This window comes from Nocardia sp. PLKS1-43 (assembly GCF_059510335.1).
This window is the reverse complement of the sequence record NZ_JCAJZQ010000004.1, coordinates 702,644-725,446: the sequence shown is the minus strand read 5'-3', so window position 1 is coordinate 725,446 and position 22,803 is coordinate 702,644. Positions and strand designations below refer to the sequence as shown.

General features: G+C 69.5%; 27 protein-coding genes and 1 pseudogene. 14 read left to right on the top strand and 14 right to left on the bottom strand.

Translation table 11 applies throughout. The features are described 5' to 3' along the window. Positions 1 to 45: 45 nt before the first annotated feature. Genes AC5WS7_RS19090 through AC5WS7_RS19080 form a run of 3 tightly spaced genes read left to right on the top strand, consistent with a single transcriptional unit; the run spans position 46 to position 2,040 of the window. A complete protein-coding gene (locus AC5WS7_RS19090; RefSeq protein ID WP_495955837.1) occupies positions 46 to 231 on the top strand; it encodes a DUF2795 domain-containing protein in 186 nt (61 codons plus the stop codon). A gap of 46 nt (positions 232 to 277) precedes the next feature. Beyond that, on the top strand, positions 278 to 1,144 hold the full coding sequence (locus AC5WS7_RS19085) for a glycosyltransferase family 2 protein (protein WP_495955836.1): 867 nt from the start codon (positions 278 to 280) through the stop codon (positions 1,142 to 1,144). Continuing rightward, on the top strand, positions 1,141 to 2,040 hold the full coding sequence (locus AC5WS7_RS19080; RefSeq protein WP_495955835.1) for a glycosyltransferase family 2 protein: 900 nt from the start codon (positions 1,141 to 1,143) through the stop codon (positions 2,038 to 2,040). The genes AC5WS7_RS19085 and AC5WS7_RS19080 overlap by 4 nt, the downstream gene beginning before the upstream one ends. On the opposite strand, the gene AC5WS7_RS19075 is transcribed toward AC5WS7_RS19080, so the two are convergent. Continuing rightward, the gene (locus AC5WS7_RS19075) at positions 2,008 to 3,051 is read right to left on the bottom strand and encodes a polysaccharide pyruvyl transferase family protein (RefSeq protein WP_495955834.1); all 1,044 of its coding nucleotides are present in this window, start codon (positions 3,049 to 3,051) and stop codon (positions 2,008 to 2,010) included. The genes AC5WS7_RS19080 and AC5WS7_RS19075 overlap by 33 nt on opposite strands. Positions 3,052 to 3,254: 203 nt before the next feature. Between AC5WS7_RS19075 and AC5WS7_RS19070 the strand changes: the two genes are divergently transcribed. From AC5WS7_RS19070 to AC5WS7_RS19060, 3 genes are read left to right on the top strand one after another with little or no spacing between them, the layout of a single operon-like run. Next, complete coding sequence (locus AC5WS7_RS19070) at positions 3,255 to 3,470, top strand: hypothetical protein (protein ID WP_495955833.1); 216 nt, start codon at positions 3,255 to 3,257, stop codon at positions 3,468 to 3,470. 40 nt (positions 3,471 to 3,510) lie between these two features. Then, a complete protein-coding gene (locus AC5WS7_RS19065) occupies positions 3,511 to 4,350 on the top strand; it encodes an SDR family oxidoreductase (protein WP_495955832.1) in 840 nt (279 codons plus the stop codon). Between the two features lie 13 nt (positions 4,351 to 4,363). Continuing rightward, positions 4,364 to 4,615 carry a hypothetical protein gene (locus AC5WS7_RS19060; protein WP_495955831.1) on the top strand — a complete coding sequence of 84 codons (252 nt, stop codon included), beginning with the start codon at positions 4,364 to 4,366 and terminating at the stop codon, positions 4,613 to 4,615. Here the strand turns inward: AC5WS7_RS19060 and AC5WS7_RS19055 are convergent. Further along, the gene (locus AC5WS7_RS19055) at positions 4,612 to 4,752 is read right to left on the bottom strand and encodes a hypothetical protein (RefSeq protein WP_495955830.1); all 141 of its coding nucleotides are present in this window, start codon (positions 4,750 to 4,752) and stop codon (positions 4,612 to 4,614) included. The two genes, AC5WS7_RS19060 and AC5WS7_RS19055, sit on opposite strands and share 4 nt — an antisense overlap. Before the next feature lie 321 nt (positions 4,753 to 5,073). On the opposite strand from AC5WS7_RS19055, the gene AC5WS7_RS19050 reads away from it, so the two are divergent. Next, positions 5,074 to 9,474, top strand: coding sequence for a cation-translocating P-type ATPase (locus tag AC5WS7_RS19050; RefSeq protein ID WP_495955829.1), 4,401 nt, complete (start codon positions 5,074 to 5,076; stop codon positions 9,472 to 9,474). 96 nt (positions 9,475 to 9,570) lie between these two features. Here the strand turns inward: AC5WS7_RS19050 and AC5WS7_RS19045 are convergent, their stop codons facing one another. After that, positions 9,571 to 9,798 carry a DUF6480 family protein gene (locus tag AC5WS7_RS19045; RefSeq protein WP_495955828.1) on the bottom strand — a complete coding sequence of 76 codons (228 nt, stop codon included), beginning with the start codon at positions 9,796 to 9,798 and terminating at the stop codon, positions 9,571 to 9,573. An 11-nt stretch (positions 9,799 to 9,809) separates the two neighbouring features. Then, the gene (locus AC5WS7_RS19040; RefSeq protein WP_495955827.1) at positions 9,810 to 9,941 is read right to left on the bottom strand and encodes a hypothetical protein; all 132 of its coding nucleotides are present in this window, start codon (positions 9,939 to 9,941) and stop codon (positions 9,810 to 9,812) included. A 111-nt stretch (positions 9,942 to 10,052) separates the two neighbouring features. Between AC5WS7_RS19040 and AC5WS7_RS19035 the strand changes: the two genes are divergently transcribed. Further along, a complete protein-coding gene (locus tag AC5WS7_RS19035; RefSeq protein ID WP_495955826.1) occupies positions 10,053 to 10,706 on the top strand; it encodes a TetR/AcrR family transcriptional regulator in 654 nt (217 codons plus the stop codon). A 4-nt stretch (positions 10,707 to 10,710) separates the two neighbouring features. Here AC5WS7_RS19035 and AC5WS7_RS19030 read toward each other — a convergent pair whose 3' ends face one another. The 3 genes from AC5WS7_RS19030 to AC5WS7_RS19020 all read right to left on the bottom strand — a co-directional run bounded on the left by AC5WS7_RS19030 (position 10,711) and on the right by AC5WS7_RS19020 (position 11,539). Beyond that, entirely contained in the window at positions 10,711 to 10,863 is a 153-nt protein-coding gene (locus AC5WS7_RS19030) for a hypothetical protein (RefSeq protein WP_495955825.1), read from the bottom strand. Then, positions 10,851 to 11,030 (bottom strand): hypothetical protein, encoded by a 180-nt coding sequence (locus AC5WS7_RS19025; protein WP_495955824.1) that lies wholly within the window; start codon positions 11,028 to 11,030, stop codon positions 10,851 to 10,853. The genes AC5WS7_RS19030 and AC5WS7_RS19025 overlap by 13 nt, the downstream gene beginning before the upstream one ends. Before the next feature lie 89 nt (positions 11,031 to 11,119). Next, positions 11,120 to 11,539 (bottom strand): Hsp20/alpha crystallin family protein, encoded by a 420-nt coding sequence (locus AC5WS7_RS19020; protein WP_495955958.1) that lies wholly within the window; start codon positions 11,537 to 11,539, stop codon positions 11,120 to 11,122. A gap of 179 nt (positions 11,540 to 11,718) precedes the next feature. Here AC5WS7_RS19020 and AC5WS7_RS19015 point away from each other — a divergent pair, with 179 nt between their 5' ends. After that, positions 11,719 to 12,063 carry a MerR family transcriptional regulator gene (locus AC5WS7_RS19015; protein ID WP_495955957.1) on the top strand — a complete coding sequence of 115 codons (345 nt, stop codon included), beginning with the start codon at positions 11,719 to 11,721 and terminating at the stop codon, positions 12,061 to 12,063. Positions 12,064 to 12,090: 27 nt separating this feature from the next. On the opposite strand, the gene AC5WS7_RS19010 is transcribed toward AC5WS7_RS19015, so the two are convergent. Next, positions 12,091 to 12,387 carry a hypothetical protein gene (locus AC5WS7_RS19010; protein ID WP_495955823.1) on the bottom strand — a complete coding sequence of 99 codons (297 nt, stop codon included), beginning with the start codon at positions 12,385 to 12,387 and terminating at the stop codon, positions 12,091 to 12,093. A gap of 124 nt (positions 12,388 to 12,511) precedes the next feature. Next, positions 12,512 to 13,555 (bottom strand): phosphotransferase family protein, encoded by a 1,044-nt coding sequence (locus AC5WS7_RS19005; RefSeq protein ID WP_495955822.1) that lies wholly within the window; start codon positions 13,553 to 13,555, stop codon positions 12,512 to 12,514. Between the two features lie 119 nt (positions 13,556 to 13,674). Here AC5WS7_RS19005 and AC5WS7_RS19000 point away from each other — a divergent pair, with 119 nt between their 5' ends. Beyond that, the gene (locus AC5WS7_RS19000) at positions 13,675 to 14,523 is read left to right on the top strand and encodes a TetR-type transcription factor C-terminal domain-containing protein (protein ID WP_495955821.1); all 849 of its coding nucleotides are present in this window, start codon (positions 13,675 to 13,677) and stop codon (positions 14,521 to 14,523) included. Positions 14,524 to 14,738: 215 nt separating this feature from the next. Next, a pseudogene (locus AC5WS7_RS18995) lies at positions 14,739 to 14,861 on the top strand (acyl-CoA dehydrogenase family protein); the annotation flags it as partial. A gap of 125 nt (positions 14,862 to 14,986) precedes the next feature. Here AC5WS7_RS18995 and lhgO read toward each other — a convergent pair. After that, positions 14,987 to 16,204 carry an L-2-hydroxyglutarate oxidase gene (gene lhgO, locus AC5WS7_RS18990; RefSeq protein WP_495955820.1) on the bottom strand — a complete coding sequence of 406 codons (1,218 nt, stop codon included), beginning with the start codon at positions 16,202 to 16,204 and terminating at the stop codon, positions 14,987 to 14,989. Positions 16,205 to 16,339: 135 nt separating this feature from the next. Between lhgO and AC5WS7_RS18985 the strand changes: the two genes are divergently transcribed. Beyond that, positions 16,340 to 18,031 carry a DUF885 domain-containing protein gene (locus AC5WS7_RS18985; protein WP_495955819.1) on the top strand — a complete coding sequence of 564 codons (1,692 nt, stop codon included), beginning with the start codon at positions 16,340 to 16,342 and terminating at the stop codon, positions 18,029 to 18,031. Positions 18,032 to 18,062: 31 nt separating this feature from the next. On the opposite strand, the gene AC5WS7_RS18980 is transcribed toward AC5WS7_RS18985, so the two are convergent. Next, positions 18,063 to 18,554 carry a DinB family protein gene (locus tag AC5WS7_RS18980; protein ID WP_495955818.1) on the bottom strand — a complete coding sequence of 164 codons (492 nt, stop codon included), beginning with the start codon at positions 18,552 to 18,554 and terminating at the stop codon, positions 18,063 to 18,065. Between the two features lie 356 nt (positions 18,555 to 18,910). Between AC5WS7_RS18980 and AC5WS7_RS18975 the strand changes: the two genes are divergently transcribed. Both AC5WS7_RS18975 and AC5WS7_RS18970 read left to right on the top strand, forming a co-directional pair. Beyond that, a complete protein-coding gene (locus tag AC5WS7_RS18975; RefSeq protein WP_495955817.1) occupies positions 18,911 to 19,309 on the top strand; it encodes a hypothetical protein in 399 nt (132 codons plus the stop codon). A 123-nt stretch (positions 19,310 to 19,432) separates the two neighbouring features. After that, positions 19,433 to 19,582: a hypothetical protein gene (locus AC5WS7_RS18970; RefSeq protein WP_495955816.1), complete on the top strand. Its 150-nt coding sequence runs from the start codon at positions 19,433 to 19,435 to the stop codon at positions 19,580 to 19,582. Positions 19,583 to 19,954: 372 nt separating this feature from the next. Here AC5WS7_RS18970 and AC5WS7_RS18965 read toward each other — a convergent pair whose 3' ends face one another. The 3 genes from AC5WS7_RS18965 to AC5WS7_RS18955 all read right to left on the bottom strand — a co-directional run bounded on the left by AC5WS7_RS18965 (position 19,955) and on the right by AC5WS7_RS18955 (position 22,773). Next, on the bottom strand, positions 19,955 to 20,572 hold the full coding sequence (locus tag AC5WS7_RS18965) for a dihydrofolate reductase family protein (protein WP_495955815.1): 618 nt from the start codon (positions 20,570 to 20,572) through the stop codon (positions 19,955 to 19,957). 65 nt (positions 20,573 to 20,637) lie between these two features. Then, complete coding sequence (locus AC5WS7_RS18960; protein WP_495955814.1) at positions 20,638 to 21,228, bottom strand: TetR/AcrR family transcriptional regulator; 591 nt, start codon at positions 21,226 to 21,228, stop codon at positions 20,638 to 20,640. A gap of 201 nt (positions 21,229 to 21,429) precedes the next feature. After that, a complete protein-coding gene (locus tag AC5WS7_RS18955) occupies positions 21,430 to 22,773 on the bottom strand; it encodes an LLM class flavin-dependent oxidoreductase (RefSeq protein WP_495955813.1) in 1,344 nt (447 codons plus the stop codon). Positions 22,774 to 22,803 lie beyond the last annotated feature (30 nt).

Sequence of the window (22,803 nt, the reverse complement as noted above, 5' to 3'; positions counted from 1 at the left end):
TCGATCAGGTGACGAACGTGCCGAACACACCGAGAAGGAGTTGCCATGAGTGAGCTGAACCCGATCTCGCTGCAGAAGTACCTGCACGGCGTGCAGTACCCGTGCGACCGCGACGGCCTGGTCTCGGCGGCCCGGGACAACGGAGCCGACAGCGAGGTCATCGACAAGCTGGAGCACCTGTCGCCGAATTCGTTCAGCGGACCCGACGCGGTGAGCAAGGCGGTGTTCTGAGCTGTCCACGGACACGCCCGGCACGCCGGCGAACAGCAGGACGACGGTGGTGATCGCGACCCGCAACCGGGCCGAGGAGCTGAGCGTCACCCTGGACCGGCTCGCCGAGTCCGATCCGCAGCCGCCGATGATCGTGGTGGACAACGCGTCCGAGGATCACACCGTGCGCGCCGTGTCCGGATTCCGGGGGCGGATTCGAGCGCTGGAGCTGCTCGAACTTCCGCACAACGCCGGCGCGGTGGCGCGCAACCACGGCGCACACCGCGCGAGGACCCCGTTCGTCGCGTTCTGCGACGACGACGCGTGGTGGGCGCCGGGCGCCCTCGCAATCGCGGAACGATTGTTCGACACCCACCCCGGGGTGGGTCTGCTCGCCGCGCGCACTCTCGTCGGCGACGAGGAACGCGACGATCCGGTGAACCGTTCGATGAGCGCGAGCCCGCTGGGCACCGTCCCGGGCGCGCCCGGACCCTCGATCCTCGGCTTCCTGGCCGGCGCGTGCGTGGTGCGGCGCGCGGCATTCCTCGCCGTGGGCGGCTTCTCCCCGATCCTGCACTTCGCGGGCGAGGAGACGCTGCTGGCCTACGATCTGGCCACCGAGGGATGGCTGCTGTGCTATTCGCCGCACGTGGTGAGCCGGCACATGCCCTCCGCCCACCGGCTGCCCGCCCGCGCACGCCTGCAGCTCGAGCAGCGCAATGCGGTGCTCACCGCACTGATGCGCCGTCCCGCCCGCGAATGTCTCGGGCAGCTCGCCCGACTCGGCGGACGGGTGCTGCGCCGACCTACCGCCCTTCCGGTGGCACTCGGTGTCACCGCGCGCCTGCCCCGCGCCCTCGGTGCTCGCAAACCGTTGCCGCGACGGGTCGAATCGCAGATCACACTGCTCCGAGAGCGAGGACGCGAACCATGACGACGACATCGGCGGTGAGCACGGTCGTCATCACGCACAACCGGCGTGACGAGCTGGAGCGCACCCTGCGGCACATGACCGGGCTCACCGACTGCGGGCCGATCATCGTGGCGGACAATGGTTCCACCGACGGGACGCCGGACCTGGTTCGCTGGAAGTTCCCGCAGGTGACGTTGTTGCCGTTCGCCGACAACCTGGGCGCGGTGGCCCGCAACCGCGCGGTCGAACTGGTGACCACCCCGTATGTCGCGTTCTGCGACGACGACACCCGATGGCAGCCGGGCGCGATGACCCTCGGCGTGTCCGTGCTGGACCGGTACCCGGCCCTGGGCTCGGTGACCGGGCGATGTCTCGTCGCTCCCGGGCTAGAGGAGGACCCGCTCACACCCGAACTGCGCGAATCGCCGGTGCGGGCGCCGGATTGGATGCCCGGGCCCGCGCTGCTGGGTGTGATGGCCGCGCTCTCGATATTCCGCGTCTCGGCGTTCCGCGAGGTCGGCGGATTCTGCGAACGGATGTGGTTCGGCGGCGAGGAGGAACTCCTGGCCCTGGATCTGGCCGCGGCGGGCTGGTGGATGATGTGGCTGGAGGACATGGTGATCCACCACGAGCCCTCGGTCAGCCGGCAGGCCACGCGACGCCGGGAACTCGGCATCCGCAATACGCTGTGGACGCTGTGGCTGCGCCGCCCGGTGCGCAGCGCGCTGCGGCGCACCCGCGTCGTGCTGGCCGGGGCGCCGAAGGACGCCGCCACGGTCCGCGCGGTCGCCGAGGCGGCCGCCTCGATCCCCTGGGTGCTGCGGCATCGCCGCGTGGTGCCCGAGCAGGTGGAGGCCGGTCTGCTGCTGCTCGAGGAACCGCAATCACGTTCTGCGGCAAGACGATACGTCGGCTGACCGGATCGCGTCGGCACCGGCGGACGGGCTGTTGAGCAGTTCGTCCAGCAGTGCGCCGGCCAAGGTGTCCGAGGCGGTGAATTCCCGCCGCACCGCGCGGTCACGCCCCTGTTCGGACAGACACCACTGCCACCAGCGGTCCAACGAGCCGCGGTCGAGCCGGTCACTGCCGTCGACCAGCGCCGGCCAGCCCAGCGCCCGCGCCTGCGCGGTCACCTTGCCCCCGCCCGCGACCGGGTCCACCGCCAGCACCGGAACACCCGCTCGCAGGCCGAAGACCAAGCCGTGCAGGCGAGTGGTGACCACCGCGTCCAACCGCCCGAACATCGAGGCGAGCTGATCGGGGGTCGCGCAGTGCCGCCAGTCCGCGGTGGCCAGCCGCGTATCGATCGCCATCCGCGCGCAGTCCAGTCCGGCCAGCCAGCTGGTCAGCACGTCGTGCACCCGTCGATGCCGTCGCGCCGCGCCGTATTCGGCCTGGTCCGGCGCGAGCACGACGCCCACGACGGGAACGTCGGTCGTCGCGGCCGCGACCGCGAGGTCCGGCCGGGCGGTGGATCGGTCGTCGCGCGCGATGATGCGATGGAATCCGGTGACCGCCTCGTCCAGCGGGTCGAGTACCGAGACGCCGACCGCGACCCGCCGGCACCGCGCATAGCGCTCGTGCAGGCGCCGCACCTGCTCGCCGTGCGCCGGACCGCAGACGAACAGCAGATGCGAATAGGCGCCGGGATCGGCATCGGCCAAATGCATTGCGTCGGGCAGGAATCCGGGACTCCACACCGAGTCGTGCGGGATGTTCGCGGAGTCGAGTACGCCGCACACCCGGCGCATGCTCAGCACGTCCCCGCCCGTCGCCTCGCCGTCCAGGAAGCTGGCCCAGCCGGCGACCAGCACGCGCAGGGCGGGATGCGGCGCATTCTCCGCTACCGGACCCATTCCACCGTCGCGGTCGGCACCGAGTTCGTCGGTGATCCGGCCGACCGGGACGTCGGGGCCGGTGCTCCCCATCGCGAACCTCCTCTGCTTCGGAAGCGACGCTCATCTGCTCGTCGGCGCACTACCCCGCGACATCCTGGGCAAACGTCGAGGCGATCGACGGTGAACCCGCGGCGTCGCGATGCATGCCACGACGTCGCGCGGGTAGCCGGGCGCTGTACGACGACATCCGGGCGGCCCGGCCGCCCGTTGGCTTCGCGTCGAAGGAGCATGCCATGGACAGGGGAAACAGCAAACACGGTCCACGGATGGACGAACAGCTCGAGCACGAATTGCAGGGCACGCTGCGCGGGAACCGGTCCAGTCGCGCCGAGGAATGGCGTGATCCCGAACCGCCCGCCGACGACGACCCGGAGACCGATATCCGCCCCGAAACCACGGCCGAGGCGAGAACGGCTGCACAACAACGCGATTCGGACGAGCAGCGGTAGACAGCCGTTACTCGCGGCGGCAGACAGGAGCGCACAGAAGATGGGATTTCCCGAACAGCGACAGCGCGTCCCCGGCGTCCAGTCGCGGATGGATCCGAAACCGGACTGCGGCGAGGACAGCTACCGCGGCAACCGGAAGATGACCGGTAAAGCCGCCGTGGTCACCGGCGCGGACAGCGGTATCGGGCGGGCGGTGGCGATCGCCTTCGCCCGCGAAGGCGCCGATGTGCTGATCTCGTACCTCGACGAGCACGACGACGCGCAGGAGGTCATCGACCTGCTGCGCGCCGAGCGGGTCCGGGTGGCGGCCGTGGCCGGGGACCTGTCCGATCCGCAGCACTGCCGGAAGGTGATCGATACCGCCGTGGAGGAATTCGGCCGGATCGACGTCCTGGTCAGCAACGCCGCCTACCAGATGACACACGAGACGCTGGAGGAGATCAGCGACGAGGAGTTCGACTACACGTTCCGGACCAATGTGGGCGCCTACTTCGCGCTGGTGAAGGCTGCGCTCCCGCACATGCCGCGAGGTTCCGCGATCATCGGCAGTTCCTCGGTCAATTCCGATATGCCCTCCCCGACCCTGGCGCCGTACGCGGCGAGCAAGGCGGCCATCGCGAACCTGTCCGCGAGTCTGGCACAGCTGCTGGGCCCCAAGGGAATTCGGGTCAACAGCGTCGCACCGGGCCCGATCTGGACACCGCTGATCCCCTCGACGATGCCGCCGGAGAAGGTCGCGAACTTCGGCGACGACACCCCGCTGGGCCGGGCCGGGCAGCCCGCCGAACTCGCCCCCACCTACGTGCTGCTGGCCAGCGACGACGGCAGCTACATCTCCGGAGCCCGGGTGGCCGTCACCGGCGGCCGCCCGATCCTGTGACCTGTTCGACGCCATGATCCACCTGCCGATGCTCGATACCTCGCGGGCTCGGGTGGAATTGGGCAGGCAGCCGCGCTATGACGCGACCGACGCGCTGCGGGAGGTGCTGGCCGGATTCGCCGCGGGCAGCGGCGGGACCACCGCCCCGCTCCGGTGGATGCCGGTGGCGGCTGCGGTCACACGAATTCGCCTCGGGTATCGGCGGCAGCGAATAGACCGAGGAACCCACCGGCCGCGCTCGGCGATACGGGACCGGGGAGCCTAGCGCTCTCCGGTCTCCTCACCGTGCTGCAACGCCTTGTCGAGCTCTTGGCGCAGCCGCGCGACGGTCGGCTCGTCGCCCGCGTCCTCGGCGGTGGTGATGTCCTGTCGCAGCTGCGCGATGATGTCTTGAAAAGCCATGATTGCCAACCTTTCTCGAGTGTCGATGGTCGTTTCGCCGTAGTTTCCGCACAGCCGCAGTACCACCGCGGAGCCCACGCAAACAGCGTTCGCCCACGTCCGGCCCATGGCCTCGGCGTTCTCCGGCTGCGGCCGCCTCGGACGTCTCCGGACGCCGCCGCACCCGGCCGTCGCCTCCGGACCGCCGCCATTCCCGCCTTCGAGCGGTTGAACATCGGCACACCGGGTAGTCGGTCGGCGCAAGCCACTGCTCACGGAGGTGTACAAGTGATCCGCGCATTTCTCGGAACAGCCACTCGCACAGTCTCTTCCGGACTGTCCTTGGCGACCGGGACCGTGACCTCGCCGGTGCGGGTCGCGCGCGAGAGCGTCCGGGAGGTACAGCGGCGGGTACCCGCGATCCCGCTCACCCAGCTGCGCCGCGAACTCGGCACTCTGGCCGATCCGCAACTGCATCGCGATCGCCGCATCGCCGAGATGGGGGCGCACGTACTGATCGAGGTTCGCGGACTCGCCGGAACCGGCGGCGCGCAGGTGGCCGAGGTGTTGGGCAAGCGGCTGCGCCGGTCCGCGGACATCCGCGATTGGCACGTCAACGCGGCGACCGGACATGTGGTGGTCGACCTGGAAGCGGACGCCGACCCCGAGGACGCGGTCGCGGCCGTCGAGGACGCCGAACACACCGCCGGCGTCGACGAACTCGAGTGGGACCCCACCGCGGCGCATCCGGCCGATCTCGAGCCCGCCATCTCCTCGGCGATCTCCCTGGCCGCCGACCTGACCGGATTCGCCCTCGCGACCATGGGCACGGTATTCCCGCGACGCCGCGGCCCGTTCGAATTCCTTTCCGCCGCAGCCGCTGTGGTGGATACCCAACCGCGAGTGCGCACACTGCTGGAGTCGGGAATCGGCCGGGCCCGCACGGATCTGCTGCTCAGCGCCGCCGGGGCGGTGGGGCAGATCTCCGGCGAGGATCCCGGCAGCCTGCTGGTCGACGCGGCGCTGCGCAGCCTGTTGCTCGCCGAGGCGGGCGCCCGCCATCTGGGCTGGCGGCGCTGGGTGGCGGGGCTGACCCCGGAGCAGATCACCGAACCCCTGCCCTCGGATTCGCGCCCCGAGGACCTCCCCGGTGGCCCGGTCGAGCGCAGCGCCGACGAGTCGTCGACCGGAGCGCTCGCGGGCATGATCACCACGGTGGCCGGGCGTGGCATCGGCGATATCGCCGGCGCGCTGGCCCTCGGCGCGCCCAAGGCCGCGCGGACGAGCCGGGAATGCTTCGCCGCGGTCGCCTCGCTGCGGATGTCGGTCGCGGGCGTGGTCACCGTGGATCCGGTGGCGTGGCGACGGCTCGACCGCCTCGACACGCTCGTCGTGGATGCCGACATGCTGGCCGGAGATCGTGAGATCGTGCTCGACGCCCGGTCCGAGGACGACGACTGGCCGCTCGACCGGGTGTGGCGCGTGGGGCAGCACATCGTGTCGACCGGGGCCGCGACGGAGACCGACTCCTCGGGGCGGGAACTGCGGCCGATCGAGCCGGACCGGACACACGGACCGGACTGGCGGCGGCTGCGGGTGGACGACCGCGACGTCGGGCAGGTGCTGGTCGGCCGCGAACTCGATCCGAGAACTCCCGGCCTGCTCGACGCGGCGCGGCGCGCCGGACTGCGGATCGTGCTGATCGGCGACGAGCACGACGACCATGCCCGTTCTCTCGCAGACGAATTCGTCGCCAACGGGGAGCGGACACACGAAACGGTGCAGCGCCTCCAGCGTGCCGGACATGTGGTGGCGATGGCCTCGAGCCGCGCGCACCGGGCACTGGCCGACGCGGACGTCGGGATAGGGCTGATCGGCGCCGATATCGGCGGCATCCGGCATGTGCCCTGGAGCGCGGACCTGCTGTGCCGAGATCTGGCCCAGGTCCACCAGTTGGCGACCATGGTGGCCCCGGCGCGGCACGCCAGCGAACGCGGCCGGGTGCTGGCGTTGTCCGCCGCCGCGCTCGGCGCGCTGCTGCTGGCCACCGCGCCGCGGCGCAACAGCCGATGGCCGGTGACCGCCGCGCAGTTCAGCGGCCTGCTGTCGGGCGCGCTGTCCGCGTGGCAGCTCGGCCACGACGCGCCGGACGTCACGACCGCCCCGCTGTTGCCTTGGCACGCAATGGATTTCCAGGACGTACTGGAACTGCTGCCCGATCCGGGCCCACCGGCGGAACCGACCGCCGACGCCGGCGGCGGGCGAGTCCTGGCGGCGCTGGGACCGCTGATGCGCTTCGGCGGCACACTGCGCCAGGAGCTGGCCGATCCGCTCACTCCGATCCTCGGCGTCGGCGCCGCCGCGTCGGCCATACTCGGCTCCCCCGCCGACGCCGTTCTCGTCGGCTCGGTGCTCGCCGCCAACGCCACCGCCTCAGCACTACAGCGACAGCGTGCGGAGTCCTCGCTGCGACGCCTACTGCAATCGGAAACCGTTGTCGGGCATCGGGTTCCGCGATCAGCGCTGGACCGCCCGGCGGACGATCCGGAAGTGCAGACCGTTCCGGCGGACTGCCTGCGGGTGGGTGAGGTGATCGCGCTGAGCGCCGGTGACGTCGTCCCCGTGGACGCGCGGCTGGTGCACGTGGAGGACCTCGAGATGGACGAGTCCGCCCTGACCGGCGAGTCGGTCACCGTGGACAAGTATCCGGCCGCGACACCGGGTTCCGACCTGGCCGAACGGTCCGGCATGGTGTTCGAGGGCAGCACCGTGGTGAACGGGTACGCCCTGGCGGTCATCGTCGCCACCGGCACCGATACCGAGGCCCAGCGGGCCGCGACCGCCGCGGTCCCGCCCGCGCTCAGCGGGGTGCAGGCGCAACTCCGGCATCTGACCGAGCGCGCGCTCCCCCTCACCGTGGCGGGCGGAACCGCCGTCACCGCGTTGTCCTGGCTGCGCGGACGCCGCCTGCGCGAGGCGATCGCCGGGGGCGTCGCGGTCGCGACGGCCGCTGTGCCCGAAGGACTTCCGCTCGTGGCGACGGTCGCCCAGCTGGCCGCCGCCCGCCGCCTCACCCGGCGCGGCGTGCTGGTGCGCGCGAGCCGCACCGTCGAGGCACTGGGCCGGGTGGACACGATCTGCTTCGACAAGACCGGCACCCTGACCCACGGCCGCCTGGAACTCACCGCGGTGGCCGACCTCGCCGGACAGTGGTCGCCCGATGCCGACGACCCCCGCGCCGGCTATCTGCTGCGCGAAGCGGCCCGGGCCTGCCCGGATCCGGACGGCCCGGTGGTGCACGCCACCGATCGAGCGGTACTGGACGCGGCGCGGGAGCACGGCCCGGAACAGGACAGCTGGTCGGCGCTGGAGGAGATTCCGTTCGAGTCCGATCGCGGCTACGCCGCCACCCTCGGCCACTCCGCGCACCGGATGCGGCTGGCGGTGAAGGGCGCACCGGAGGTGGTGCTGTCCCGCTGCACCCGGCTGCGCCGCACGTCCGGGCAGGCGGAGCCCACCGACGTCCCGCTGACCGACGACGACCGCGAACACGCGGACCGGGTGGTGGAACAGCTTGCCGCACAAGGGCTCCGGGTGCTAGTGGTGGCGCGGCGGAACCTGCGCGGCAGGCCCGACGACGTCGAGGACGCGGTCGAGGAATTGACCCTCGTCGGCTTCCTGGGCCTTGCCGACACACCGCGCCCACAGTCCCGTCCGGTGGTGGACGCACTGCACGAGAACGACATCGACGTGCGGATCATCACCGGAGACCATCCGGTGACCGCTGCCGCGATCGCGCGCCAGCTCGGCATCGACGCCGAAACCGTCACCACCGGAAGCGATCTCGATCATCTCGACGAGAACGCGCGGGCCGCGCTGATCGAGCGCAGTACGGTGTTCGCCCGCGTGGGGCCGCGCCAGAAGGTGCAGATCGTCGCCGCGTTGCAGCGGGCCGGGCACGTCGTGGGGATGGCCGGGGACGGCGGTAACGACGCCGCTGCCATCCGCACCGCGGATATCGGCATCGGCATCGCCGCCCGCGGTTCCACCGCCGCGCGCAACGCCGCGGATCTGGTGCTCACCGATCCGGATCCGCTGGCGCTGCTGGCGGCGGTGAGCGAGGGGCGCGGCATGTGGCAGCGGATCAGCGACGCGGTCGGCATACTGGTGGGGGGTAACGCCGGTGAGGTGGCGTTCACCGTGCTCGGCACCGCGCTGTCCGGGCGAGCGCCCCTGGGCACCCGGCAATTCCTGCTGGTCAACATGCTCACCGATATGTTCCCGGCGATGGCGGTCGCGCTCTCGCCCCGGGGCGCGTCCGAAACTCCCGCCTCCGACGACGACACCGCCCGCGCGCAGGACCTGGCCTCCGAACTCGCCGACCGGCCGCCCGCGGATCTGGGCGGCGATCTGCTGCGGGCCATCGCCGCCCGGGCCGGTGCCACCACACTCGGCGCGACCGTCGGGTGGACCGTCGGCCGCTACACCGGCACCGCCAAGCGCGCGTCCACCATCGGGCTGGTGTCGTTGATCGGCGCCCAACTCGGCCAGACCCTGCTGGCCGGACGCCGCAGCCCGCTGGTCTGGGCGACCACGACCGCCAGCGGCGCTGTCCTGGTCGCGGTGGTCATGACCCCGGGCGTCTGCACGTATTTCGGCTGCCGCCCGCTGGGCCCGGTCGGCTGGACCATCGCCGGCACGTCGGCCGCGCTGGCGACCGGAGTCGGGGCCCTGGCGCGCTGAGCGACAGCACCTGCCGACCGTGGCGACCGAACTCGTTCGGACAACCACAGGGAGGCAGGGGTGTGCGCCGGACTCACCCGCGCGTGGACGCCCTGGTCAGATCAAGAAGATCAGCAGCAGGACCGCGACGACGACGAAAACCAGGACCACCCCGGCTACCGCGGCGATAGTCGCGGTACCGGTGGGCGGGAAATGGTGCCGCGTGCGCGGCTCGGGCGCCGAGAGTCCGGAGGTTTGCGCGGTGTCCGGCGGTGTCGCGCCGGGGGACACCCCGCCGCCGGCTTCCAGATCGGGAGTGCGGCGGGGATCGGGATCCATCGACATCACGAAGCCTTTCAGATGTCGGCTTTACGACTGCCTTCGTTACCCATGACGGGGGTGTGTTCCCGCCCGGACTTGGTCTTCCTGCGCCGCAGCAGCACCACCGCGACCACTACGGGGATGGCGAGCAGTATCAACAGTTCCATGTGCGGCGACTACCCGTTTCGTCGCAGGTAAACAGCGACGCGCGGGCCCGATGTGGACTTCGATGCGGGTCCGGGAGCCGCGCCCGGTACGGTCGAAGCCAGGAGGCAGGCATGGCGGACCACAGATTGGCGAAGGCCAGGCAGGAGCGGCGGCGTGCGATCGTGGCCGCGGCGGCGGGATTGTTCGCGGCCTGTGGCTATCGGGCGGCGAGTATGGACGAGATCGCCTGCCGGTCCGGAATCAGCAAACCCGTTCTGTACAAGTCGTTTTCGAGCAAGCTCGAGCTGTATCTGACGGTCCTGCACGAGGCGGTCCAGGTACTGGGCGAGATGCTGACCGCTGCCCTCGACCGCGCCGAGGGGATGCGCTCGGTCGTGGAGGCCGCGGTGAGCGCGGTATTCGATTTCGCCGATATGCACCCGCGCAGTGCCGCCCTGCTGGCAGGCGCCTCGGTGGCCGACGAACCGTCGGCCCAGCGCATGGCGCACCAGGCCGCGACCATGTGCATCGATACCCTCGCACGGGCGCTGGAGCCGTACCAGATGCCGCGCGCCGAACAGGGCTGGCTGATCACGACCGAACTGGTCGCCATCGCCCAATCCTGCGCGCGGGACTGGATGGCCACCGGCAAACCCCTGCCCAAACGCGATGCCGTCGCCACGACCGCGAGCCTGTGCTGGACGGGCCTGGCGGGGGTTCAGCTCGCACCCGAACGTCCGGCCTCCACCGAGGACAGACGTCCGGCCTCCGAGGCGATACCGTAACCCCCTACCGCCAGCCGACCGGCGGCAGCGTCCGATGCGGGCCGTGGAAGTACCGGCGCGATTCGTACCAGCAGGTGGCGGCCACGCATCCCCAGCCCGCGACGGCCGCGGTGGACACCGCCGCCACGATCACGGCGACCAGAGTCATCGCGGACACGGGGCGGCCTCCTGGTCGGGGGCGGACGCGCGAGCGAGCGGGCGCTCGCCTCGCACGACCTGATTCCACCAGTTCTCCAAGCCGCTGGGTTCGGGCCAGTGCACCACGGGGGCGCCGAGGGCATCGGCCCGGGAGATCGAAAGCGCTTGCGGCGTGCGGGAAGTCATGCGTTTCCTCCACGAGAAAGGAGTCGACGCGGGCCGGGTGACGCACCGGCCCGCGCGCACCATCACAGATTCCTTCGAAATCCTCGGCCTCAGGCGTCGATGGCCTGACGCTGGTCGTGCCTGGCGACCTCGATCTTGCGCGGCTTGGCCTTCTCCGCGACCGGGATAACCAGGCGCAGCACACCGTCCCGGTACTCGGCGCGAATGGCGTCGGTGTCGAGATTCTCGCCGAGGAACAGCTGCCGGCTGAACACCCCGCGCGTACGTTCTGCGGCGATCATCGAACGCCTCTGATCCAGCTCCGGGCGCGTGGCTCGCACGGTCACCACATTGCGTTCGATATCCAGATCCAGCGAATCCGGATCGATGCCGGGCAGATCGAGTTCGACGAAGAACTCCTCCCCCTCACGCCAGGCATCCATCGGCATCGCCGCGGGACGGGCGGGTGTGCCGAACATCTGCTGCGTCAAACGATCCAGATCACGGAACGGATCGGTGCGCATCAACATGGTAGCCACCTCCAACTCACTCCATTCTCCATCGAAGGTACTCAGAAAATCTAAGCGGACTGCCTGAGATTTTTTTAGCACTATAAGGAGGAGAGTGCAAGTATCTCGATGAGGTAACCTCGAAGCGAGAGGAAAGGAGACCGATGCCGCCGGATCGAAACGACAACCATCGGCCCGCCATGCACGGCGTCCCGCCCGCGCGGAACTCGGGCCACCTACCGGCACCGGGACGCGCGGTGTACGGAATCTCGGTCGCCGCCGAACTGGCCGGGGTCGGCGCGCACACCTTGCGCCTGTACGAGCAGCACGGCCTGCTCACCCCTGCCCGCAGTTCGGGCGGCACCCGCCGGTACAGCGACGACGACCTGGAACGGCTCGCGCGAATCAGCAGCCTGGCCGGACAAGGGGTCAACCTCGTCGCGATCGCGCGCATCCTCGACCTCGAAGACGCCAATTCCGAACTGCGGCACAGCAATGCGGAGCTGACCGCCGAACGCGACCGGTTGCGCGGAGATCCGGAGTGAGCGGCCGCCGCGCGAATCACGTTGGCGTCAGCGCGGATCCACGAAGATGTCGTATTCCGGGGGCGCCTGTCCGCCATACCCGCTCAGGTCGGTGATGCCCGCTTCGTCGAGTACCTCCACGTCCAGCACGCACCGGTTCGCGTAGCGGGAGGCGTCGGAGAAGACCAGCGTCGCGGCGTCCGCCATGATCTCCGGGGTACGGGCGTACGCGGCCGCATCGGCCCCGCCCAGCAGATTCACCACGGCGGCGGTGGCGATGGCGGTTTCCGGCCACCGGCATGTACTCGCGATCCCGGCATCGGCATATTCCGCGCCGAATCCCATGGCCCGCAACGTCTTTCCATATTTCGCCAGCTGGCGTTGTCGACGCAGACGTCTACGCCGCCGAACCGCTCCACCGCGGTTCGCACGGCCGCAGGGTATCGCACCGTTCCGATGCCAGACCGGTTCACCTGGTGGCCTTGGGCCCGACGTATTCGGCGAACGCCGTGTGACCGCGGTCGATCAACGCGGGGACCATCGCGCCGAGACGTTCGAAACCGTCTCCCACGGTCAGTCCCTGCTGGGTGCGGTAGTGAATTCCCTCGAAGATCGCGGCGATCTTGTAGAAGGCGAAGCCCAGGTACCACCCGAATTCGGACAGGTCGCAGCCGGTCCGGACGGCATACTGCTCGACCAGTGTGTCGGCGGCGGGGAACCCGGGCACGTCACCGGGCACCGCGGCGACCGGACTGTCCAATCCGCGAAAACCGTCCCACCACACCACCATCGAGGCCAGATCGGTCAGCGGATCGCCGAGAGTGGCCATCTCCCAATCGAGTACGCCCACCACGCGGGCGTCGACGGGATCCACCACGACGTTGTCGAGCCGGTAATCGCCGTGCACGATCGCGGACGAGCGGCCGAACGGCAGCGCGCCGGCCAGGCGCTCCCCCAGATCCACCAGATCCGGCAGTTCCCGGCTGCGCGATGCGGCGACCTGAGCATCCCACCGGCGCAACTGCCGCTCGAGATATCCCTGCGGGCGGCCCAGCTCGCCGAGGCCCACCGCCTGCGGGTCGAGCCGGTGCAGCCGGGCGAGCGTGTCGACCAGATCGGTGGCGAGATCGTTCGATCCGGCGCTGATCCGGTCCAGTTGCTCGCGATCGCGCAGCACCACCCCGCGCGCGAATTCCATGATGTAGAAGGGCGCGCCGATGATTTCCGGGCCCGCGATGATCAACGGTTCGGGGACCGGGACATCGGTGGGGTGCAGAGCGCACAACATCCGGTATTCGCGAGCCATATCGTGCGCCGTGGCCAGGACGTGCCCCAGCGGCGGGCGGCGCAGCACCCACTGCGAGGTGCCGTCCGTCAGCAGATAGGTCAGATTGGACCGCCCGCCGGAGAGCAGCTCCACCCGCAGCGGGCCGTTGAGCAGACCGGGAACCTCGGCGCGGACGAAACTTTCGAGTTCCGGCACCGAGATACCAGGGGGAGTCTGATCCGACATGAACACCATCCTGAAACCGAGCGATCGTCCGGTGAAATTGAACAGGGTTGAAAGCTAGCCGACCGTTCCGGCGCTGTCAACGGCGACTACGCTCGTCCCACCGCGAAAGGAGTTTCGGATTGACCGCAGGACAGCAGCGCGAATCGAATGCCGACGAGGAGCGCCGGTTGCTCGGACAGCGGCTGCGCGCGGCCCGGCAGGCCAAGGGACTCACCATCCGGGACGTCGCTCCCGAGATCGGCGTGAGCGTCGGCACCTGGAGCGCGATCGAGAACGGACTCGCGCGGATCTCCGAGGAGCGGCTCGCCGCTGCGGCCCGCCTGTTCGGCACCGATCCCGCCGCGCTGCGCGGGACGCCGCCGGCGAACGAGGCCGACAGCCGGTGGCGGGATTTTCCGCCACTGGAGCTGCCCGCGCCGATCGCCGGCGCGCTGAACGCCTTCGTCGAACTCGGCTACCACGGCGCGACGATCCGCGAGATCGCCAACCGCGCGGACCTTTCCGTCGCCGGGATGTACCACCACTGGCCGACCAAACAGCACCTGCTGGTCGCACTGCTCGATCTGACGATGGACGATCTGCGCGAGCGCTGCCGCGCGGCCCGCGCCGAGGGCGACGGCCCGGTCGAGCGGCTCGAGCGCCTGGTCGAATGCCTCGCCCTCTTCCACACCCACCGGCGCGAACTGGGATTCATCGGCGCGAGCGAGATGCGCAGCCTGGACGAGCCGCATCGCACGCGAATCGCGGCGGCCCGGCGGGACGTGCAGCAGATGGTCGAGGACGAGATCGTCGAGGGCTGCCGCCGGGGCGCGATGCGCACGCCGCTGCCGCGCGAAGCCGCACGCGCGGTGGTGACGCTGTGCACCGCGCTGCCGCAGTGGTGGTCGCCGACGGGCGAGCTGGCTCCCGCCGCGGTCGCCCGGCAGTACACCGACTTCGCCCGCGATATCGTCCGGGTTCCTCGCTGACGCCCCGTCGCAGCGGCCCATAGTTCAGTACCGATTAAATGATCGGTTTCGTTCAGAAGATGTTCATAGCCGGATGCGAACTCCCCGCGCCCTCGGAGCGGGCGGCGGAGCTACACGAGCGGATGGCCCGGTTCACGCGCGAGCCCGTATTGCCGGCCGAAGCCGAATACCTGGCGGCGCGATGCGGACCGGACGATCACGTCGTGCCGCCGATCGGCGCCGGAGTCACCGATACGACTCCGCTCGCCGCCATGCACGCCTGGCATCGCGCGATGCGGCTGTTCGACGGCCCGGACGAGGTGCACATCCAGGCGATCGCGAAGAGCGAACTGCGCCGCGCCCCGTCGTTCCCAGGAGTCTGCGCAGGACGGTTTGCCGCGCAACGGTTTCCGCGGCACGGTGGCTACTACGTGTCCCGTGCGATCACCACCTGCTCGGCCGGGTCACCGGGCCGGCGGCCGCGCTATCGCGATGCAGGCAGGTCGAGGCGGCCGAAGGCCTCGCGCACGATGTGTTCGGCGATGGCGAGCGCGGACGTCGCGCCGGGTGAGGGGGCGTTGCGCACATGCACCGTCCGGGCCGTGCCGCTGATGGCGAAATCGTCCTCCAGGCTGCCGTCGCGGTTCATCGCCTGGGCTCGGATCCCCCGCGGCCCGCGGTGCACGTCCGCGGTCGTGATCGCGGGGACGTAGACGCGCGCCTGCTCCACGAACGAGCGGGTGCTGAACGCGGTGCGCGTCTCCCGGATCGCGGCGGGGACGTTGTTCGCCGCGAACCGCCAGAAGCCCGGAAACCCGATGGCGCTCAACGTATCCGCGACCGATATCCGCCCCCGGCGATAGGCCTCGCGGCCGAGGGACAGGAACGCGTTCGGGCCGAGTACGACAGTGCCGTCCACAGTACGTGTGAGGTGTACGCCCAGGAACGGGTACTTCGGGTCGGGAACCGGGTAGATCAGCCCGCGCACCAGATCCGCCTTCGCGGCGTCGAGTACGAAGTAGTCACCGTAGAACGGCACGATCCGGGGATAGGCGGCCTCCCCCGAGGCCACCGCCAATCGGTCGGATTGCAGTCCGGCACAAGCGATCACGAGATCGAACGATTCGGCCGAACCGTCGCCGTGCACCACTACCTCGCCGGAGCGCTCCTGTATCCGGCGCACGCGGTGACCGAGCCGGACGTTGCCGCCGGCGGCTTCGATCTCGGCGGCCAGCGCCCGGGTCACCGCCGGATAGTCCACGATGGCGGTCTCGGGCGAGTGCAGGGCCGCCACGCCGCGAGCGTTCGGTTCGATATCGGAAATTTCCGCCGCGGAGATCATCCGGATGCCCGGGACGCCGTTGGCCACCGCGCGGTCGTGGATGCCGCGCAACCGCACCTGCTCCTCGGATGACTGTGCGACGACCAGCTTTCCGCACCTGTCGTATCGGATGTCGTGCCGGCGCGCGAATTCCTCGAGCAATCCGACCCCGCGACGGCACAGCACGGCCTTGAGACTTCCGGGCTCGTAATACAGACCCGCGTGCACGACACCGCTGTTGTGCCCGGTCTGGTGCGCTCCCACCGCCGTCTCCTTCTCGAAAACGGTGACCTGGACGCCGGGGGATCGCCGGGTGATCTCGCGCGCCACGGCCAGACCGATGATGCCCCCGCCGATGATCGCTGTCGTCTTCACGGACATGACGGCCGTTCCTTTCCTCCCGCGCCGCGGGGAGTCTCCACGGTATCTTCCGGTCACCCCGGACGCGTTCACGCCCGGCGGGTCGCCGGACAATCGGAGTGACACGCGCGGCGCGGGCATACCAGGATGGACCCTATGTCGCACACCACGAATCCGCTGCCCCGGCAGGTCGCCGATACCTATGTCGACGAACTCGTCGCCCTCGACCCGGTGACCGGCACTTACCTTGGTGTACCGGAGAGTTCGAGCAGACTGCCCGATCTGTCCCCCGCGGGTCAGGAGGCACTGGCCGCATTGGCGCGGCGGACCCTCGCCCGGCTCGACGAGGCCGAACGACAGCCCGGCGCGGACAGTGACGTCGAGCGCCGGTGCGGTCGTCTGCTGCGGGAGCGGCTCACCGCGGAACTGGCCGTCCACGAGGCCGGGGAGGGCCTGCGGCACGTGGGCAACATCGCCACACCCGCCCATTCGGTGCGCGAGGTGTTCACCGTGTCCCCGACCGAGACCGACGCGGACTGGGCGGCGATCGCCGAACGGCTCACCGCCGTGCCCGCCGCCCTGGGCGGGTACCGCGAATCCCTCGAACTCGGCCTGGAGCGCGAGCTGTACGCGGCGCCGCGCCCGACCGCCACGTTCGTCCGGCAGCTCACCGAGTGGGCGGACGTGGACGGCACGGGCCGCGGTTGGTTCGAGGACTTCGCGGCCGCGGGGCCCGAATCGCTGCGCGAACAGCTGAACACCGCAGCACGCGCGGCGACCGCCGCGGTCGTCGAATTGCGCGACTGGGTCCGCGATGTGTACGAACCGGCGATCGAAGGCGCGCCGAATACGGTCGGCCGCGAACGCTACGCACGCTGGGCGCGCTACTTCAACGGCGCGGATCTGGACCTGGACGAGGCGTACGCGTACGGCTGGTCCGAATTCCACCGCCTGCTCGACGAGATGGAGCGTGCGGCCGAGAAGATTCTGCCCGGTGCCGAAACTCCTTGGGTCGCACTGGAATACCTGGACGAGCACGGCCGGCACATCGAGGGCGTGGACGAGGTCCGGGTCTGGCTGCAAGGTTTGATGGATCAGGCCATCGACGACCTCGACGGCACCCATTTCGACCTCGCCGAGCGGGTGCGGCGGGTCGAATCGTGCATCGCGCCGGCAGGCAGCGCCGCGGCGCCCTACTACACACAGCCCTCGGAGGACTTCTCCCGTCCGGGCCGCACCTGGCTGCCGACCATGGGGCGGAACCGGTTCCCCGTCTACGACCTCGTCTCGACCTGGTACCACGAAGGCGTACCGGGACATCACCTCCAGCTCGGCCAGTGGGTCCACGTCGCGGAGAACCTCTCCCGCTACCAGGCCACCGTCGGGGGCGTCAGCGCGAACCTGGAGGGCTGGGCGCTGTACGCCGAGCGGCTCATGGACGAACTCGGCTACCTCACCGACGCCGAACAGCGCCTGGGCTACCTCGACGCGCAGATGATGCGCGCCGCGCGCGTCATCGTGGACATCGGCATGCACCTGGAACTGCCGATCCCCGCGGATTCCCCGTTCCATCCCGGCGAACGCTGGACTCCCGAACTCGCCCAGGAGTTCTTCGGCGCGCACAGCAGCCGGCCGGCCGATTTCGTGGAAAGCGAACTGACCCGCTACCTGACCATGCCGGGCCAGGCGATCGGCTACAAACTCGGCGAGCGCGCCTGGCTCCAGGGCCGTGACAGGGCCCGCGAGCGCCACGGTGACGCCTTCGACCTCAAAGCCTGGCATATGGCCGCCCTGTCCCAGGGATCGTTGGGACTGGACGATCTGGTGGACGAATTGTCCAGGCTCTGAACGAGTTTCGCGTTCGGCGCGCCAATGACCGCTAGCGCGGGTGCTCGATCTGCTCGCGCAGAATGTCACCGTGGCCGCAGTGCCGGGCGAGGTCCTCGATCAGGAACAGGTAGATGAACCGCAGGCTGACCTCGCCGAGACCCGGATGCGTCCGGATCTCGTCGAGGCCGAAGCCGCCGGCGATCGCGCGCGAGCGTTCGTTGACCCGCTCGAACTCCGCGATCACGTCGTCGACGGTCTCCTCGTCGCCAACGACAAAGCTCGCATCTCCCGAGGTCGTGCCGCCGTCACAGGCATCCTTGGGCACCCCGGCCAGGATGTGCTGGAACCAGATCCGCTCGGCCACGGCCGCGTGTTTGACCAACCCGATCGGCGTGGTCATCGACGCGACCAACCGGCGACGGGCGTCCGGCTCGGACAGCCCGCGCAGCGTGTCGACCAGTTGCGCTCGGTTGCGATCGAGCATCCCCTCCAGCAGGCGGCGCTCATCTCCGAGGGTGAGCAGTGGTCTCGACCATGTCATGTCAGCTCGATTCTCTCGACATCGCGGATCGGCGGAGGCGGAGCCGGATTCGGCGCGGCCGGACGGATCACCGTCCGCGTGCACATCATCGCAGATCCGATTCCGGGCATGACGCTGACCGGGACCGATGCCGCTCGGCCTGAATGTGTCGGTGCCCGGGCCTATGCTCGGTCCCGCACCCGGATAGCGGACCACGCGAGTTTCGGCGGTGGTTTCCGAGATCGAGCTTGCGGCAATGGTTTTCGCCGCGCCGCAGGTGCGTCGATATGCCGCCGGACATTCGTTCCGGTGTCCGGATGTGATGAGAGGATCGGTGGGGCGGTGTCGGACGAGGTGGGCGCGTTCGCGTTTCGGATGTGGCGGCGCGCGCCGGGGGCCGCGGCGTGGATACCGGCGGCACGGTTGTCGGTGCGGTGAGCGAGGGCGATCGCGTGGCGCTCACACAGCTGTCCCGGGCCGGCCGGGACGGGGTCCGGTCCGCGCTGGGCTTCGCCCCCGGCCTGGCGAGTTGTTACGGGCATCGGCAGGACGCCGGCGGCGAGGTACAGGAATTGCGGGGCGAACTCGACGATTCGGGCGCACCGATCACGCCCGGTGCACATGAGTTCGAATTCGACACCGGCGCAACAGATCTCGATGCCGAGCACCCGCAGGGCCGGGTGCGGATCTGGATCGGCGACGACCACAACACCTGGTGCAGGGATGGAAGGTGCCGGGCGCACCTGACCAGATCGAGATCCCTCATGTCCTGCTGAACTGGCTACGACCCGGTACCCACCTGGGGACTACGCTGACTGATTCGGGGACAGGGACGTTCACCCTGTCCGGGCCGGTGGTGAACAACCCGGAAGCTCTGGCCCTCATGCAGATTCCGGGCCATGAGACCGCAGTGGAAGTGCCTGCCGCCGCGACTCCGAAGAGGTGGTGACGTGCTGTTCCTGAGCAATGACGACCCGAGCAAACTCCCCGGGCTCGCGCGGCGCGACTACACGCCCAAGCTCGATACGGTACCGCGGCCCGCGAACTGATCGCAGCAGCGCTGTCTCACCCCGAGTAACCCTGACCCGGAATCCTTGCGACATGTGTCACATATGCGCCACAGGCGACGACCTGTATCCCGGAGTCCCATGTGCGATTCCCTTCCGTATGCGTTTTTCCCGTCCTTCTGCCCCGGTAGTACTCAACCGACACCACGCCCCACAGCGACGGAAGTTGTCACCAACTACAGGTTGCTCCTGTTACCGAGCCGGAAAGAAGCACGCTGTCACCTCCACCTCGAAGGTCCGGAAATGCCGACTTCAGGCCGAGTGCTGGTTGATGCATCGGGCACGCCAGAAGGCCCACCGCCTACAGCCGGCGTCGGCGACCTGGGTCGAGTCGATGAGCCGATTCTCCGGCGTCTACTGATTGGAGGGCGCAGGAGTGCCGGGGCCTCGGTCGTAGGTGAGGAAGGCCGCTCCGCTCTCGAGGACGGTGTGGTCGATGAGCTTCCATGCGTTGGGCGCGAACGCTGCGGTCCGTCCGAACAGGGGTATGCCGGTGCCGATGGTGAGCGGGCTGAGTTTCACGATCACGCGGTCGATCTCGCCGTAGAGTGCGCCGGCCAGTTCCCCGCCGCCGACGAGCCAGACGTCCTTGCCGCCATGGCGTTTGAGCTCTCGTATCGTCGCTGCCGGGTCATCGGCGACGAGTTCGATGCCGGGGTCCGGGCTTTCGGTCAGTGACCGGGAGAAGACCAGGTGCCTGAGGTGCGGGTAGGCGTCGGTCACGCCGGCCGCGAGGCCGACCTCATAGCTTTTGCGGCCTTCGACGACGGTGTCGAAGTGAGTGCCTGCCACGGTGATACCGAGCGCGGCCCGGGCAGGGCCGGGCAGGGTTTCGGGGTAGTGGGTGATGAGGTGCCGTAGGTAGTCCTCGGACGGTGTCCAGAAGCCGCCGGGGCCGGATGGGTCCGAGCCGTCGGGACCGGCGATGAAACCGTCGAGAGTGGAGGCGATGTAGTACACGAGCTTGCGCAAGGCAGATCCTTCGTCGATCGGTGGCGGGGACGGTGATTCAGGGGCGGGCCGACCCCGACCGGGTGTCACTTCGTGGATGTGGAGAATGGGGTGACGATGCGCTCCACTGCCTGCGTGAGGAGTTCGTCTCGCTCGGTGTCTGTGAAGACTTCCGGAAGTGTGAGCTGCTCGACGATCAGCCAGTTCATGGCCAGGTACATCAGCAGCACGGCGGTCGTGCCTCCGGGCAGGCCCGCAGTCTGGTGCCGGGTGATGTTCTCGTCGATGTCGGCGCGGACCCGTTCGGTGAGCAGCGTGCGCAGCTCCGGTCTTCTGGTCGCCTCCAGCCGAAGCTCCAGCATCGCCAGGTGCCCGGATCGGAAGGCCGCGACCCTGCCGGTGCTCTCCCGCAGCATCGTGCGGTACGAGGCGGCGTCCTGTGCTTGGTCGAACATCTCGGTGAGCGCGTCCTCCGCGGGCCTGAGCCGCTCGTAGACGCGGGCGCCGGCCTGGACGAGAAGAGCGTCGCGGTTGCGGAAGTAGTTGGACGTGGTGCCGATGGGCACCGCTACCTCTTTGTCGACCGCGCGCTGAGTCAGCCCGCGCGCCCCCTCGCGAGCGAGGACTTCGATGGCGCCGTCGAGCAGCGCGGCCCGACGGGCCGGGTTCTGGCGCATCACACCACCTTTGCCTCATAAAGTACGGCAAGTGAAGCACATCAATCACAGTACGTCAATTGAAGTGGTTACTGCCATGCCCAGAATCCGAAGCCACGATCCCAACCTCCGCACATGTCGCTGCGCGCGCATCCTGACCGGTGACAGATACAACCAGCAGATACCGCCGTCAGCCCTGATCGGCCGTCGAATGCGATCGGCTCACCGGGCGATCACCGCGTCGGGCGCCGCGTCGAACCGGTTCGCCGGACGTGCGAGTCCGTAGTGCCCGCGCAGGGTGGACTCGGCGTATTCGGTCCGGAACAGGCCGCGCTGCTGCAGGATCGGCACCACCCGGTCCACGAAGGTGTCCAGGCCCGAAGGCAGGGCGGCGGGCATCACGTTGAATCCGTCGGCGGCGCCGTCGGTGAACCATTCCTCGATGGTGTCCGCGACCTGTTGCGCGGTGCCCGCGAAGGTCCGGTGGCCGCGGCCGCCGCCGAGCCGGGCGATCAACTGCCGCACCGTGAGTCGCTCTCGGCGGGCCAGGTCGACGATCAGCGTGAACCGGCTCTTCGCCCCCTGGATCTCGTCCTCGGTGGGCAGATCGGCGGGCAACTCGCTGTCCAGGTCGAGCGCCTCGACGGGCAGCTTGAATCGCTCGGCGAGGGCGCGCCGCTGGTACTCCGGCCGGATCAGGTTGGTGAGCTGGTCGTCCAGTTCACGCGCATGCGCTTCGGTATCTCCGATGACGGGCACGATTCCGGGCAGGATCTTGACCGTATCGGGGTCGCGCCCGAGCCGGCGGGCGCGGTCCTTCAGGTCGGCGTAGAACCGCTTGCCGTCTGCCAGGGTCTGCTGTGCGGTGAAGACCGCCTCGGCATACCGAGCGGCGAATCCCTTGCCGTCCTCGGACGAACCCGCTTGTACCAGAACGGGATACCCTTGCGGTGAACGCGGCACGTTGAGCGGCCCGGCGACGCGGAAGAACTCGCCGATGTGGTTGATCTCGCGCACCTTGTCCGGATCGGAGTGGATGCCCAGTTCCTTGTCGCCGATATAGGCGTCGTCGTCCCAGCTGTCCCAGAGTTTGGTTGCCACGTCGACGAATTCGGCGGCCTTCTCGTAGCGCAGCCGATGGTCGGGAACGTCGTCGAGGCCGAAGTTGCGCGCCGCGTCGGCGCCGGCGGTGGTGACGATGTTCCAGCCCACCCGGCCACCGGACACCCAGTCCACCGAGGCGAACCGGCGGGCCAGGTTGTAGGGGTCGTTGTAGCTGGTCGAGGCGGTGGCGATCAGGCCGATCCGGCTGGTGCGCAGCGCGATCGCGGTCAGCAGGATCGTCGGCTCCAGTTTGCCGACCGGTCGTCGGCCCGGATCGCCCTGCAGTACGGGCGAATCCGCGAAGAAGACGGAGTCGAACCTACCCCGCTCGGCGGTCTGCGCCAGACCGATGTAATGCTCGACATCCAAGTGCGCCAACGGGTTCGATTCCGGCAGCCGCCACGACGCCTCGTGGTGGCCGGTGGACATCAGGAATGCGTTCAAATGCAGGGTTCTGCTCATCGGTATGCGGAATTCTTTCCGGTAGTAGAA

Excerpts from the sequence above, each read along its gene's own strand:
- AC5WS7_RS19090 (WP_495955837.1), top strand. The coding sequence starts at position 46 with ATGAGTGAGCTGAACCCGATCTCGCTGCAGAAGTACCTGCACGGCGTG.
- AC5WS7_RS19080 (WP_495955835.1), top strand. The coding sequence starts at position 1,141 with ATGACGACGACATCGGCGGTGAGCACGGTCGTCATCACGCACAACCGG.
- AC5WS7_RS19075 (WP_495955834.1), bottom strand. The coding sequence starts at position 3,051 with ATGGGGAGCACCGGCCCCGACGTCCCGGTCGGCCGGATCACCGACGAA.
- AC5WS7_RS19070 (WP_495955833.1), top strand. The coding sequence starts at position 3,255 with ATGGACAGGGGAAACAGCAAACACGGTCCACGGATGGACGAACAGCTC.
- AC5WS7_RS19065 (WP_495955832.1), top strand. The coding sequence starts at position 3,511 with ATGGGATTTCCCGAACAGCGACAGCGCGTCCCCGGCGTCCAGTCGCGG.
- AC5WS7_RS19060 (WP_495955831.1), top strand. The coding sequence starts at position 4,364 with ATGATCCACCTGCCGATGCTCGATACCTCGCGGGCTCGGGTGGAATTG.
- AC5WS7_RS19055 (WP_495955830.1), bottom strand. The coding sequence starts at position 4,752 with ATGGCTTTTCAAGACATCATCGCGCAGCTGCGACAGGACATCACCACC.
- AC5WS7_RS19045 (WP_495955828.1), bottom strand. The coding sequence starts at position 9,798 with ATGTCGATGGATCCCGATCCCCGCCGCACTCCCGATCTGGAAGCCGGC.
- AC5WS7_RS19040 (WP_495955827.1), bottom strand. The coding sequence starts at position 9,941 with ATGGAACTGTTGATACTGCTCGCCATCCCCGTAGTGGTCGCGGTGGTG.
- AC5WS7_RS19035 (WP_495955826.1), top strand. The coding sequence starts at position 10,053 with ATGGCGGACCACAGATTGGCGAAGGCCAGGCAGGAGCGGCGGCGTGCG.
- AC5WS7_RS19025 (WP_495955824.1), bottom strand. The coding sequence starts at position 11,030 with ATGACTTCCCGCACGCCGCAAGCGCTTTCGATCTCCCGGGCCGATGCC.
- AC5WS7_RS19020 (WP_495955958.1), bottom strand. The coding sequence starts at position 11,539 with ATGTTGATGCGCACCGATCCGTTCCGTGATCTGGATCGTTTGACGCAG.
- AC5WS7_RS19015 (WP_495955957.1), top strand. The coding sequence starts at position 11,719 with ATGCACGGCGTCCCGCCCGCGCGGAACTCGGGCCACCTACCGGCACCG.
- AC5WS7_RS19010 (WP_495955823.1), bottom strand. The coding sequence starts at position 12,387 with ATGGGATTCGGCGCGGAATATGCCGATGCCGGGATCGCGAGTACATGC.
- AC5WS7_RS19005 (WP_495955822.1), bottom strand. The coding sequence starts at position 13,555 with ATGTCGGATCAGACTCCCCCTGGTATCTCGGTGCCGGAACTCGAAAGT.
- lhgO (WP_495955820.1), bottom strand. The coding sequence starts at position 16,204 with ATGTCCGTGAAGACGACAGCGATCATCGGCGGGGGCATCATCGGTCTG.
- AC5WS7_RS18985 (WP_495955819.1), top strand. The coding sequence starts at position 16,340 with ATGTCGCACACCACGAATCCGCTGCCCCGGCAGGTCGCCGATACCTAT.
- AC5WS7_RS18980 (WP_495955818.1), bottom strand. The coding sequence starts at position 18,554 with ATGACATGGTCGAGACCACTGCTCACCCTCGGAGATGAGCGCCGCCTG.
- AC5WS7_RS18970 (WP_495955816.1), top strand. The coding sequence starts at position 19,433 with ATGAGACCGCAGTGGAAGTGCCTGCCGCCGCGACTCCGAAGAGGTGGT.
- AC5WS7_RS18960 (WP_495955814.1), bottom strand. The coding sequence starts at position 21,228 with ATGCGCCAGAACCCGGCCCGTCGGGCCGCGCTGCTCGACGGCGCCATC.
- AC5WS7_RS18955 (WP_495955813.1), bottom strand. The coding sequence starts at position 22,773 with ATGAGCAGAACCCTGCATTTGAACGCATTCCTGATGTCCACCGGCCAC.